Annotated in this window: 9 protein-coding genes; 6 read left to right on the forward strand and 3 right to left on the reverse strand. The window is 53.9% G+C overall.

What is annotated here, in order from left to right:
* From ACW4LP_RS08890 to ACW4LP_RS08915, 6 genes are all read left to right on the forward strand, one after another.
* Window positions 1–572 (forward strand): phosphopantetheine-binding protein (locus ACW4LP_RS08890; RefSeq protein ID WP_455803740.1); only part of this gene is annotated, 572 nt, incomplete at its 5' end.
* Window positions 569–5,962, forward strand: coding sequence for a non-ribosomal peptide synthetase (locus ACW4LP_RS08895; RefSeq protein WP_009608914.1), 5,394 nt, complete (start codon window positions 569–571; stop codon window positions 5,960–5,962). The genes ACW4LP_RS08890 and ACW4LP_RS08895, both read left to right, overlap by 4 nt.
* Entirely contained in the window at window positions 5,959–6,981 is a 1,023-nt protein-coding gene (locus ACW4LP_RS08900; RefSeq protein ID WP_009608947.1) for an NAD-dependent epimerase/dehydratase family protein, read from the forward strand. The genes ACW4LP_RS08895 and ACW4LP_RS08900 overlap by 4 nt, the downstream gene beginning before the upstream one ends.
* On the forward strand, window positions 6,978–7,961 hold the full coding sequence (locus ACW4LP_RS08905) for a Gfo/Idh/MocA family oxidoreductase (protein ID WP_009305512.1): 984 nt from the start codon (window positions 6,978–6,980) through the stop codon (window positions 7,959–7,961). The genes ACW4LP_RS08900 and ACW4LP_RS08905 overlap by 4 nt, the downstream gene beginning before the upstream one ends.
* Window positions 7,961–9,373, forward strand: coding sequence for an SLC13 family permease (locus ACW4LP_RS08910; protein ID WP_158295201.1), 1,413 nt, complete (start codon window positions 7,961–7,963; stop codon window positions 9,371–9,373). The genes ACW4LP_RS08905 and ACW4LP_RS08910 overlap by 1 nt, the downstream gene beginning before the upstream one ends.
* A gap of 22 nt (window positions 9,374–9,395) precedes the next feature.
* Window positions 9,396–10,157, forward strand: coding sequence for a thioesterase II family protein (locus ACW4LP_RS08915; protein WP_013981123.1), 762 nt, complete (start codon window positions 9,396–9,398; stop codon window positions 10,155–10,157).
* Window positions 10,158–10,166: 9 nt separating this feature from the next.
* On the opposite strand, the gene ACW4LP_RS08920 is transcribed toward ACW4LP_RS08915, so the two are convergent.
* From ACW4LP_RS08920 to ACW4LP_RS08930, 3 genes are read right to left on the reverse strand one after another with little or no spacing between them, the layout of a single operon-like run.
* Complete coding sequence (locus tag ACW4LP_RS08920; RefSeq protein WP_009305516.1) at window positions 10,167–11,648, reverse strand: ABC transporter ATP-binding protein; 1,482 nt, start codon at window positions 11,646–11,648, stop codon at window positions 10,167–10,169.
* Window positions 11,645–12,460 (reverse strand): ABC transporter permease, encoded by an 816-nt coding sequence (locus tag ACW4LP_RS08925; protein ID WP_009305517.1) that lies wholly within the window; start codon window positions 12,458–12,460, stop codon window positions 11,645–11,647. Before ACW4LP_RS08925 ends, ACW4LP_RS08920 begins: the two co-directional genes overlap by 4 nt.
* Complete coding sequence (locus tag ACW4LP_RS08930; RefSeq protein ID WP_009305518.1) at window positions 12,444–13,421, reverse strand: ABC transporter permease; 978 nt, start codon at window positions 13,419–13,421, stop codon at window positions 12,444–12,446. The genes ACW4LP_RS08925 and ACW4LP_RS08930 overlap by 17 nt, the downstream gene beginning before the upstream one ends.
* Between the last annotated feature and the right edge of the window lie 11 nt (window positions 13,422–13,432).

A 13,432-nucleotide genomic window follows, 5' to 3' on the forward strand; every position in this document is an offset into this window, starting at 1 on the left:
TACGCGGCCACAGGGTGGAGCTGGGCGAGGTCGAGGCCGCCGTGGCCGGATGCCCCGGGGTGAAGGGGGCCGTGGCCGTCGTGGCCGGCGAGCGCGAGCGCTCGGTGGTGCATGCGTTCGTGGTCGCCGACGAGGGGGCTGACGTGGATCCGGCCGGGGTGCTGTCCCGCGTGGCCGGGCTCCTTCCCTCCTACTTCGTCCCCCATGACGTGACGGTCCTAGACGAGTGGCCCTTGAGCGCGAACGGGAAGGTCGATCGAAAGGCCTTGGCCGGCATGGCCCCCGAAGCGGCCCCGTCCGCATCCTCCCTGTCCGAACCGGCCACCGAAGCGGAGCGCGCCGTGGCGTCGGTGTGGGAGGAGCTGCTCGATGCGGGGCCCGTCGGAAGGGAGTCGAACTTCTTCGAGCTGGGCGGCGACAGCCTCATGGCCATGAGAATGACGAGCGCTTTGGAAAAGCGTCTTGGATTCAAAATTGGACTTCAAGAATTTATATCCGATCCGACTGTAGCCGGAATCTGCCAAAAGATAGATACGACATGCGGGGACACATATGAGGAGGGAACCCTATGATGGACGAGATCCGATGCCTTCTTGAAGAGATGGCAGATGCGGGAATACGTTTATGGGTCGAGGACGGAAAGCTAAAATTCAGAGCGCCATCTGGAGCCATGACGGTAGAAAGGGCTAACCTGATAAAGAAGAACAGGGATGCTGTAATCGCAGCCCTCAACGAACCTCGCCCGATAAAGCGCGAGCCCGAGAAAAGGTACGATCCTTATCCTCTTACAGACATACAGCAAGCTTATCAGCTTGGCAAGAGCGAAGCTTATCCCTACGGCGGAGTGGGATGCCAAGGGTACATGGAGATTAGCTTGGGAGGCGTTGAATTCGAGCGATTGAACAACGCATGGCGAAAAGTGGTGGCTCGGCATGACGTACTTCACTCGGTCATTTCTGAAGACGGTTATCAGCAGGTGCTGGAAGAATATGATGTGGGATTGATTGAATTCGTCGAAGCCGAATCGCGAAGCTTAGAAGAGGTCGCTTCCGAATGTCGTAGAACCATGGATCACAAGGATTATGCAACCTCGGTCCATCCGTACGAACTGAAAGTGAGTACTGATGGGATTAAGTCAATCCTCCACATATCAGTCAACTTGGCTCTTTGTGACTTTTTGAGCATTACCATAATCCTCAATGATCTGGCTCGGGCATATGACGGCGAGCAACTAGATAGCAGCGACGAGATTTCCTTCAGAGATTTTGTCATGGATGCAAAAACCCGAGGAGTTTCCAGCCCTTCTCTAAAAGCAGATGAGGAATACTGGTCGGCACGCATTGACGAATTGCCTCCCGCCCCTATGCTTCCCATGGGGCCGAATCCTGACGTGCGAACGGGAGTTAGATTCATTAGGCACCAGATGAGCCTTACCGATAACGAATGGGCAGAATTCCGTCGCACAAGCGCAGAGAAAGGGGTTACCCCCACAGCTGCATTGGTCGCTGCATTCTCGGACACTTTGGCGCTGTGGGCGGAATCATCGGATTTCACGATCAATATGACAATGTTGAACAGGGGGGACGACATTCCTGGAATCATGCGTACGGTCGGTGATTTCACAATGTCAAGCCTATTGGGATTGATTCGTGACGAGCGCGCGCCCTTCTTCTCCCGCGCTCGTGCAGCGCAATCACAGCTATGGTCGGATCTTGAACATAGAAGCTTCTCCGGAGTCTCCGTGCTGAGAGAGATCGCGCGACGACGTGGACGTGCGGGCGGTGGGGCGCTCATGCCGTTCGTTTTCACGAGCAGCATCGGCCTACGCGGAGGATCGTCCTTGAGTGAAACAAGCCTCTTTCGTGGCTCTCGAGTCATCGGCGGACTTTCACAAACCCCCCAAGTATGGCTTGACTGCCAAGCGATGGAGTGGAATGGGTCTCTTGTAATCAATTGGGATGAGCGCGCTGGAGTCTTCCCTGACGGTCTGGTTTCAGATGCCTTTTCATCCTTCGAACAGACCCTTAGAAGTCTTGCCTCGAGCAAAGCGACATGGGAAGAGACACGAATAGTCCATTTACCTCAAAAGCAGAAACTTGTTCGTATCGCAGCAAACGACACCGGCAAAGAAATAGTGTCGAGTACCCTCCACTCAGACTTTATGAAGACAGCCCTCTCTCATCCAGAGCTCCCCGCCGTGCGATTGGGAGATGAGTTTGTGACATATGCGGAGCTGAGGGCGCTTTCCCTCAAAGTGGCCCATAAGTTAAAGCGAGGAGTTCGGACTGCGATCATTCTTGAGAAGAGCATTGCACAAGTAGTTGCGGTGATCGGCTGCAGCCTTGCCGGCGCTCCCTTTATTCCTCTATCCCCTGACCATCCTCGATCAAGAGTCGACACCGTTATGGGCAATGCGGAAGTGGGCGCGGTTCTCGCCAAAGCTGAAACCCTCGAAAGGCTTGACTTGGCCGGCAAAGAAGAGGCTATGGATATCGACCTTATCCTAAGCGATGACATTTCCGCTAACTTCGAGGATCGGACTTTGCCATCTGACGAAGCCTACGTGATCTACACGTCCGGCTCCACCGGGGTGCCGAAGGGGGTGGCGGTGAGCCACGCCGCCGCGTGGAACACCATCGCCGACATAAATTCTCGATTCAACGTTAGGCAGAGCGACAAGATCATCGGATTGGCCGAGCTAACCTTCGACCTAGCTATATATGATATATTTGGAATCCTTTCCGTCGGAGGAGAGCTTATCTTCCCCGAACCCTCATCACTTAATGATCCGTCGAGCTGGTGCGACGTAGTTGTTAAACGCAAGGTAACGATATGGAATTCTGTCCCCCAGCAGATGCAAATGCTTTCTTACTACCTTGATACGGCTCCGGATGTCCCCTCTCTTTCCTTGAGGCTCGCTCTCTTGTCTGGCGACTGGATACCCGTCTCTCTACCCAACGATATCGCAGATAAAATCCCTCACTTGAAAATGGTGAGCCTCGGCGGTGCCACCGAGGGAGGAATCTGGTCGATCTTCCACGAAATCAATCCATCGGATTCGGAAAAGGCAAGCATTCCCTACGGAAAGCCTCTTGCCAACCAGGAGTTTGATATCGTAGGACGCGAACTTGAATCGCTGCCTCTTCTCGTTCCGGGTGAAATCATCATTAGCGGAAAGAGCCTTGCTTCGGGCTACCTCAATGACCCTGTTCGAACATCCGAGAGTTTTATAATGCGGGATGGAGTGAAATGCTATCGAACCGGCGACATGGGCAAATACCTGGAAAACGGCGACATCGAGTTTCTCGGGCGTGCAGATCAGCAGATTAAAGTACGGGGTTACCGCGTCGAGCTAGGCGAAGTGGAAGCCGCTTTAGAAAAGGCACCGGGAGTGGACAAGGCTGTCGCATTTGCTGCCGACAACGATAAAACCGACAAGCATCTTCTCGCCGCAGTCATCGCCGAAAAGGTCAATCCCGACAAGGCAGAATCCTTGTTCAAGAGATCTACGGTCGCCATGAAAGAATGTATGAGAGATCGCTTCAGCAAAATGGCTGTCAACGAAGTTGCAGAGTATTGCCGCAAAGTTGACGAGGTCTGCTTGTCGGCCATGATGAATTTGATAGCAGATGCCGTTAGCAAAGATGGCTTCTCAATGGATGACATGATGCATGGACTCAATGCCAAAGAGAGGAACAGAAGGCTCCTAGAGAGATGGGCGAAGTCTCTCGTCGACATGAAAGCGCTCAATGCAAAGGGCGACTCGTTTTGCTTCTCGGACGATTATAAGAGAGGCGACATTGAAGCTTTATGGCAACAGCTCGAATCCTTGGAACTGAAAGTCGAGTACAGCAAAGGGCTTTTGTCGTTTTTGCACACATGCATAGATTCCTTATCCGGCCTCGTGTCGGGGAAAGTGGATCATTTATCCATACTTTTTCCCGAAGGTGGTTTTGATGTAGCCGCTTCAACCTACAGGGACAACCTAGCCTCCAAAACTCTCAACTCCACACTAGTTAGCATGGTTTCGGAATTTGCGCGCATCAAGGGTGGGTTGAGAGTTCTTGAGGTCGGGGCCGGTACGGGAGGCAGCAGCGACTCGCTCATCGATGCGCTTGAGGGAACGGGGAGCACATATCTTTTTACTGACATCTCTGAATTCTTCCTCTCTGAAGCCCGAAATCGCTACGAAGGTAAAAACTGGATTGGCTACGCCATCTACGATGTCAATAAGGATGCCAGAACTCAGGGACTTGCAGACAACTCATTTGATCTCATCGTAGGCGCAAACGTACTCCATAATTGCATCGATGTCCTTGCAGGGCTGGGGCAAATCAAATCCCTTCTTTCTCCGGGAGGCATTTTGGCCTTTATTGAGGCCACGCGCGAGAGCTTTCCCCTTATGGTCAGCATGGATTTCCAAGATGCCCTCGGGATGGAGTACTCGGATTTGCGTGCAGGAACCAGCAAGGTATTCCTTAACCTCGACGAATGGAGCGGAATCCTCGCAAAAGCAGGTTTTGGCTTGACGGACTGCTCTCCTACGAACGAAGAACCGGATCTCTTTGGCCAGCACCTGATAGTCGCACAAGCAAAGGCTGATATAGCCGCGCTTTCGGTCGATGATGTGGTATCAGCCGCACAAGAAACCCTTCCCTCATACATGATTCCTGAAGCCATTGGGATAATCGACACCCTTCCCCTTTCGAGAAACGGAAAGGTTGACAGAGCCGAGCTTAAACGCCTACCACTGCTCGGAAGAACGCAGTCGAAAACTGCGGGCATCGGAGATGAGAGAGACAGCTACCGTAGCGATTTGGAAGCACGCCTAGCTGTAGAGTTTTCTGAAGTACTCGGAGCAGATAGCGTCAGGAGGGATGATGACTTCTTTGAGCTTGGAGGCGATTCGCTTTTGGCCACCAAACTCGCAGCCCAGATAAAGAAGAACGTAGACGAAGCGGCTGAGCTTGAATGGGAGTGGCTTTTGAGAAAGATGATGGAAAGCCCAACGGTCAGCTCACTCGCACTCGCGCTCTCCAGTACAGAAGAAGCAGAAAAGGCCGCGCCCAAAGGGCAGATGGCGCCTGTTGTCGTATTGAAAGACGGAAACGGAGATGGCGTCGTTAACGTATTGGTGCATGACGGAACAGGCACTCTTGACCCATACCGCGACCTTATTAGCGCTTCGGGTGACAAACTCATCATCGGTGTGCAAATGCCCGACATGCAAAAAGCCTTGGATTATGACACCCGATCTCTTATAGAAACCCTCGGAAGAGAGTATGCCGACCGCCTCTCGGAATGGAATGGATGCAGCTTTAGGATAGTGGGATACTGCATGGGAGGTTTGATCGCAACAGAGATTGCAAGAAACCTGATGGAGCAGGGAGAAACCGTTGCCGATCTCTTTGTCATCAGCTCATATGGGTTCCCGTTCAAAATCACCGAAGACGTAATGATTGAGTATGCTTTTGCTCGCGTACTTAATGCCCCAACTGAAGACCTCGGGTATCCGAAAGACGACGAAGCCTTCGCCAACGCAATCGCTGATGCCCAGATCCGACACCCCGGAGTATTGGATCTTCTCGATGGTGAAGGCCCTGTTGTCGAAAAACTGAAGAAGATTGCCTCCCTAGATTCGAACGAGCGCATGCGTAGGATACTTTCAACCGTGACCGCCGATAGCAACGTCGTAGAAAGATTGACCCAAATTTACAGGACGTTCAAACATAATTTGATTGCAGTAATGGAATACGAATCAAAACCCTATCTTGGCCCTATCCACTTTTTGCGAGACAGTGGAAGAATGGGGCTATTCAAGAACATCGGTGGTGATGAAACGGTTTTCTGGAACAGCGTCGCCCTCATGGGGATAGACACCCAAGATATAGAAGGAGATCACTTTACCTGCATATCCGGAGAACACGCAAAAGATGTCGCAAAGAGAGTGGGGCTTCGATGATTGGAGTGCTTGGGTCGAGCGGGCATGTTGGATCACTGCTTGCCGACATGCTGAAAGCTAAGGGGTACGAGCTTCGCCTCGGTTCTCGCTCGGCCGGATTCATCGTCAACATGACAGACCCTAGTTCTTTGTCAAGATTTCTCGATGGATGCGATGCGGTGGTCAACTGCGCTGGCCCCGCGTATCTACTGAGCGAACCAGCAGCAAGAACCGCCATAAGCTCAGGCGTTGCATACTTTGACGTTGCCGGCTGCGAAAACCTGTGCAAAACCCTAGCTGACGAATCGGCGGAAACACCGGTTGTATTTTCTGCAGGAATGGTGCCGGGGCTCTCGGGTCTTCTACTAAAGATGGCTATTTCCGCAAACAAAGGACAGGATATTGTTGGCTTTGCCGGGGGAGTCCAAGATATCTCTCTGGGTGCTGCGGCGGATCTAGTTTTGAGCATGTCCGATACGTCGGGATATGGCAACAATGGCTCCATGTGGCGTAGCGGCGCAGTCCGCGAACTTGACCACGATCCAACCCCCGCCCCCTCTTGCTTTCCCGAAGGGTCGTTTTGCAGAGCCTTTTTGTCAGAAGAGGCGAGAGTCATAGCCGAGAAGGAGGCACTTCCAAGACTTGAATGGTATAACGTATTTGTAGGTGATCTGTTTTGCAAGGCTCTTGTCGACGCACAGTTGTCGAAAACCCAGAGCCTCGAAGAAGCAAGCAAGAAAATCAGCATAGCCGCATCCATCGATGCTATGGGTAGACAGGCATTTTATACGTTGGCTGCAACTTCTGGAGAAATGGCCTACATTGTTAAATCGGCCGACAGCTATGAGCTAACTGCAGCAGTGGCATGCTATGCCATAGAGAGTTTCCTTGCTGGGAGCATCCCCAATGGCGTATACAACTTGCCCGATCTGCTTGATCCAGAACTGGCGATATACGGAATTCTATCTTTGTCTAAGAGTGCTCGAATCGAAATTGCACCGTCAAAGTCTTTGTTTGAAGTCGAGGAAGGCGAGTTATGAAAGCCGTGGTTGTGGGGAGCACGTTCGGAAGCGTATATGCCGAGGGCATTAAGATTGCCGACGATGTAGAGCTGGCTGGTATTGTAGGCAGGGGGAGCAAGAGAAGCGCCGCCTTGGCTGCATCATACGGAGTTCCTCTGTATCAAGGGGCTAATGCCGTTCCGGCAAACATAGATCTTGCTTGTGTCGTGGTAAGATCAGCCATGGTTGGAGGAGATGGAGTTGAAATATCTCGCTCCTTCCTCGAGAAGGGCATTCACGTAATCCAAGAGCAGCCCATGCATAGCAGCGAGGTTCTTGAGCTGACCAGATGCGCTGCAGAACATGATTGCAAATTCATGCTTAACGGTTTCTATCCATATCTCGATTCGGTTAAGCGCTTCATTGATGCCGCAGCTTCCCTTCGCAAGGAACACGAATTGCTAAGCATAGATGTGACTACATGCGTACAAGTAGCATACCCTTTTGTAGAGGTGGTTGGGAAAGTGGCCGGAAGCTTGCATCCTTTCAGATTGGAGAAGATAGCAGATGCCGGTCCTTTTGACATCCTAGTCGGAGAAGTAGGAGGAGTTCCCCTTTCCGTTCGATTCCAAAACGAAATGGATTCCAGTGACCCAGACAATAATGCCATAGCCCTGATGCGGATGGATGTTTGCTCGGATAAAGGCATTCTGTCCCTATGCGACGTTTACGGAGATGTTCTTTGGACGCCACGGTTTCATGTCGGAAAGGCAGCAGCCGACAGCTCGAATCTCTCAACCGTCGAAAGCGCAAGTATTAACGTTCTTCATAGGAGAGCAGAGGCATATAATTCTATCCTCGCTGAACAGTGGCCGAAGGGGATTGCCAATATGCTCTCGGAGAGACTTGGAGAGCGCAACTCCCTTGCCACAACCCAATTCCAGATTTCCGCATGCCTAGCCTGGCAAGAGTTTACTTCGGCCTTAGGTGCCCCAAGCGAATTGAGGCAACGTCGTTAATGGTAGTCGAGCGAACAGCGTCATTTGGAAAGCTTCATTTAAAAGGCATTGTTGCTTCGGTAGGTTTGACCGCTGGGCTTCTCGTTTTGATATTTCCATTGCCGGAGTTGGAAAGCCCAGCACGTATTCAGCTTGCTCTCACTCTCGGTGCTTTATCGTTTTGGGCAAGCGGAGTGATGCCGGCCCCAATTACGGGCATGCTGTATATGGGGCTACTGCTCATCACGAACTCCTCTGATCCGCTAACAGTTTTTTCTGGCTGGACGAACGAAGGAGGCGGTCTATGGCTGGTGCTTTGCGCGTTTCTCATAGCTTCTGGAGTTGAAAGGTCTGGACTTGCTAGAAGAGCAGCTCTGAGTATTTGCGCATCCGGTCAAGTCAAAGGTTTTCAATCGCTCATTGCAGCGATAGCCGTCATAGAGCTGTTGTTCGCACTGATCATTCCAAGCGCCTTTGCAAGAACATTCGTCATATTGGCAGTTGCAAAAGAAGTGTGCAAAGAAAATAGCGTATCTGAGACGGATGCCGCTGTAATCAATTTTGCATGTTTTGCGCTTGCAGTTCCCACGACACTTATCTTTTTGACTTCGGAACCAGCCCTCAATACACTCGTTGTTGAATATTCCGAATTAGGGTTGAGCTGGGTTGGCTGGTTCAGCACTATAGGCATTCCCAACATCATCTACTTATTTTTAGTGACAGTTCTGTTTATAAGAGTGTTTAAGCCGTCTGGAAAGGTCTTTGTAGATGGGGTAAAAAGCCGCGCTTCGTTAGAAGACCTTGGCAGATTGAGCCCTAAAGAAAAGAAGATGGCTTTGTGGCTCTCTCTGATGATTGCATTCTGGTTGCTTTACCCTTTCATGGGAATAGGTATAGCGTGGGGAACTATGCTTCTCACATCGCTTATGTTCCTACCTCGAATCGGAGTACTTGACGCAAAAGCTTTTGCAGACGTTCCCGTGGGAACTCTTGTATTCCTCACCTGTGCGTTGTCGATCGGATCTGTAGGCGAAGCCACAGGTATGAGCCAGTGGATTGCCGATACGGCGCTCCCAGCTTCTTTACCAAGCGATATTCTGTCAACCGTCATTTTTATATCAGCAATATCATTGGCCATCCATACTTTGATAGGATCAGTGTTGGCCACCGCTGTCGTTATTTTTCCCATACTGATATCGTTCGGCGATGTAGCGGGATTGGGCGTAAGCGATGCGGGCGCTGTTCTGATCGCATACCAAATGATTGCCAGCCAGTTTTTTCTTTCGATGCATCAGGCACCGATTGCCTCTGGCATGGAGCTTGCTGGGTACGGCGAAAAGACCGTAATGAAGCTTGGCGCTCCCATGACTTGCCTTGCGCTTGTTCAGCAGGTACTCGTGACTGGCTGGCTTTTTCTTGCAGACGTTTTGTAGGATCGCTCCTAGGAGGACAAGCGTGAACAATTGGATAGTCGATCTCAATCAGAAAGAGCAAGCGAGAGGAACAGCTTTGGTATTTGTGCCCCATGCGGGCGGAGGACCCAATGCATTCAGATCTGTCGCACGCGAGATTCGCAGGAAACTTCCTGTCTACGCTATTTGCTATCCAGGTCATGAAAATAGAATATCGGAGCCTCTCGTAGACGATTTCTCGTTTGTAGCAGAGGGAATCGCCAAAGCAGCGTCCGCATATTTTGAAGATCGACCTTTTGCCTATTTCGGACACAGCATGGGGGCCTCCCTTGCCCATGAAGCAGCTCGAATCGCAGCGCTGGATAAACTGCATGGCCCTTCGCATTTGATAGTATCAAGCCGAGAAGCTCCTTCGAGCATCAGAGAGGCCCACGTCCACCTCTATGACGATGCCGAATTTAGGGAAGAATTGCTTCGCGTAGGCGGAATATCTCCCGAGGTGCTCGAGATAGACGAACTCTGCGATATATTTTTGCCGATCATTCGGAACGACTACAAACTGATAGAAGAGTACGTTCCTACAGAAAATTATGAGATGGGCATCGACTGTCCCGTTACGGCTTTCTTAGGGAAGGACGATCCGGAAGCTCTGGAGAATGAAATGAGGGATTGGGCAAACGTTACGACAGGCTTCTTCGAGATGAGGCATTTCCAAGGAGGGCATTTTTACTTCATGGACGATGTTTCCCAAGTCGCCACTGCTCTAGTCGAAACGCTGCACAACAACAGACAATCCAGCGTCTAGATCGCCACACTAACCCTCGAAAGGCACGGCGATTTCCTCCTCGCAGGTGTAGCGCGCCACTCTTTCCGCATGGGTGACAACGACAAGCGCCAAGCCCTCGTCTCGTTTCAGCTGGTTCAACGTATCGAGGATGTCCTTTTGAGTGGTGGGGTCGAGGGCGGAGGTCGATTCGTCGCAAACAAGCACCTTGGGCTCATGGGCGAGGGCCCGGGCGATGGCAACGCGCTGGGCCTGTCCACCCGAAAGCGAGCGGGGGTGCTGGCGTTTGATCTCGTCGGGCAAACGCACCAAGGCCAAAAGCTCCGAGACCCGCTCCCTCACCTCTTTCCTCGACCAGCGAGGATGCACCCGCCTGACGGCGCGAGAAAGCTGGGTGTCCACGCAAAGCGCGGGATTGAGGCTTGTCGCAGGATCCTGCGGCACCATCTGCACGGCGGCAAGCTCGGTTTGCGACCGATCCTTGAACGAGCGCGCGAGAACATGCATATCCCCATCGCCCAAATCGAGCGCCACAGAACCTCTTTCCGCAGGGCGCTCTCCCGTGATGGCCCTGACAATCGTACTCTTGCCCGACCCCGAAGGCCCGAAAAGGGAAAGCCCCCGGCCATGATTGATCGAAAACGCGGCATTCCTCGTTGCAACCTTGCCGTCGGGCGTCACGACATCGAAGCTTGATGCTGAAAACACAGGGGCACCGGCGGATGAATCCATTTCATCGCCGGGACGCCGTTCAAGCCGCTGGGCGTCAACGAGTTTGCGGGCGTAATCGGTTCCAGGGTTGTTCATCAGCTCGGAATGCGAAACCGTTTCGAGAACGCAGCCCTCTTTGAGGACGGTGACGGATTCGGCGAACTTGCCGGCCACATCAAGGTCGTGGGTGATGGCGACAACGCTCATTCCCGATTCGGCGCAGATTCCCTTGATGGTGGCCACGACCTCATCGGCGGTGGCTCCGTCGAGGCCGGCAGTGGGCTCGTCGAGTATAAGCACGCGAGGTTTCGACGCGATGGCCTTGGCGATGGCCACACGTCGACGCTGCCCTCCGGAAAGCGAGCGCGGCCTCCGGTCGAGCAGCCCTTTGACACCCGAGAGGCCCACCCTGCCAAGCAAGCCGAGCGCGTCCTCGTCGTCCATCGGGACGGATTCTGACAGCAGCGCGCGCACCGTCATGTGGGGCGTGAGCGAGAGAGCGGGATCCTGCGACAGCCACGATACCGTTTCCGCCCGGTAGCGCCTCAGCGATGAGCCTTTGAGAGAAAGCACGTTCGCCCCGTCGACGAAGATCGTTCCGGCCTCGTGGACGAGGCCGCTGCGGATGCGTCCCATGAGCGCGAGGGCGAGCGTGGTTTTGCCCGACCCCGATTCTCCGACGAGAGCGCGGTTTTCTCCGGCCAAAATCTCTATCGACAGATCGTCGATAACGCGTTTACCCCCGAGAGTTGCAATCGAAAGGCCCGCTATCTCGACAATCGCGTCCGATCCGTTCGTCACAGGTTGCTCCTTTTCCCTATTCGATCAAGCAGAAGATTGCCCGATATGGTGATGCAGGCAATCGCGATAGTGGGAGCAAGCGCGGCCCACGGGTTCAGGCTGATGCCCGTGACGCCCGTCTGTATCATGGTTCCCCAGTCGGAGCCCGTTCCGAGGGGGTCGAACCCGAGAAAAGCGGCCGTCGCAACAAGATAGACGGAGTTGATGAACCTCATGCCCACCGTGGTTGCCAAGGGAACCGCCAAGTTCGGAAGCACCTCGCGCACAGCCGTCTTCGCCGCCGAATCGCCGGAAAGGCGCGCCGCCGTCACATAAGGCGATGCGGCCACGGGACGGACGAGCGAGCGCGTGTACCGAGCTATGTAGGGTGCCGACACCGCCGTGGTCACCACGATCATCGTCCCCACTCCCGAACCAAGCCCGAACACAAGAACCATGACTACGAGTATCGAAGGAATGACCAGCAGCAGATCGAGCAGGTACGATAACACATCGGCGAACCTGCCCTTCGCACTCACGGCGAACCCGAGAGCCACGCCCACGGCAGCGGCGACGGCGGTGGAAACAGCGGCAACGGCGATAAGGTGCGCGCCGCCGTGCATGAGGCGCGCCAAAACATCGCGGCCAAGCCCGTCGGTGCCCAAAGGATGCTCGGCGCTCGGAGGCATGAACGCGGCCCCCACGGTGCTTGTCCCGTCTGCCGGGGAAAGCGATCCGGCGAGCGCAAGAGCGAGAAAAGCGATGAAGAAGACGAGAAGCACAAGATCGGGCCAAGAGAGCAGCTTCTCGCTAATGCTACGCTTCGATCTCACGGGACCGCCTCCTTCCCAACCCGTCGGCAATCCAGAAAGCCGCAAGCGACACCGCTATGACAACCGCCGAGCAAGCCATGAGCAAATCGGGCTCGCGGTTGAGCACGGCGTTGACAAGAAGCGTGCCCAAGCCGGGAAAGCTGAAAAGGGATTCAATGATGACCGTGCCGCCAATAAGATAAGGTACGACCGAAGCCGCCGACTGCGCAACGGGGGCGACGATTCCGGGCAAGAGGTTTTTGACGATCACCCTTCTTTCCGGCAGACCAGAAAGTCGGGCCGATTCGACATGAAGCGTTTGGTTCTCCCGCTCGACCACGGCGCGCACCGGGCGCACAAGGGTGCAAGCCCCGATGAGGGATATGGCGACGATGGGAAGCACCATGATGATGGGCTTGTCGAACATCGAGCCACTCCCAACGGGAAGAAGCGATACGGCGGGAAACCACCCGAGCTGCGTCGCGAACACCAAGATGAGAAAGAATCCGACAACGAACTCGGGTGTTCCCACAACAGCAAGCGCAAGCGTACTCACAATCTTGTCTGCCGCCTTGCCGCCATGAAGACCCGCGAAAATGCCACCAGCCGTGCCGACCACAATCACCAAAACAAGCGAGATCGCAAAAATCACTCCAGTTCGCGCAAGAGGGCCGACCATAGCGTCGGCTACGGGTAATCCCGACGCAAGAACGGTTCCGAAGTCGCCCTGCAGCGCATGAGCGCACCAGAGAACGAAACGATAGAGTACCGGCTTGTCGAGGCCGTATTGCTGCGTGAGCTCGGCCACACGCTCGGGAGTCGCCTGTAATCCGAGACGCTGCGTGGCGGCATCGCCGGGCAGAGCCTCAAGGGCGAGGAACACGAGCAGACACGTGAAGATCAGCGAGATCGCGAAGAGGAGAATACGGGAGAGTATCCGCAGTGCGCGGTGCCCTCCCGTACGGTCGGCGTTCGGTGACATGCCCTTCGTCC

This window comes from Adlercreutzia sp. CNCM I-6215, assembly GCF_977072315.1.

What these genes read in the sequence shown, in the direction of transcription:
- ACW4LP_RS08895 (WP_009608914.1), top strand. Translation starts at nt 569, where the DNA reads ATGATGGACGAGATCCGATGCCTTCTTGAAGAGATGGCAGATGCGGGA.
- ACW4LP_RS08900 (WP_009608947.1), top strand. Translation starts at nt 5,959, where the DNA reads ATGATTGGAGTGCTTGGGTCGAGCGGGCATGTTGGATCACTGCTTGCC.
- ACW4LP_RS08905 (WP_009305512.1), top strand. Translation starts at nt 6,978, where the DNA reads ATGAAAGCCGTGGTTGTGGGGAGCACGTTCGGAAGCGTATATGCCGAG.
- ACW4LP_RS08910 (WP_158295201.1), top strand. Translation starts at nt 7,961, where the DNA reads ATGGTAGTCGAGCGAACAGCGTCATTTGGAAAGCTTCATTTAAAAGGC.
- ACW4LP_RS08930 (WP_009305518.1), bottom strand. Translation starts at nt 13,421, where the DNA reads ATGTCACCGAACGCCGACCGTACGGGAGGGCACCGCGCACTGCGGATA.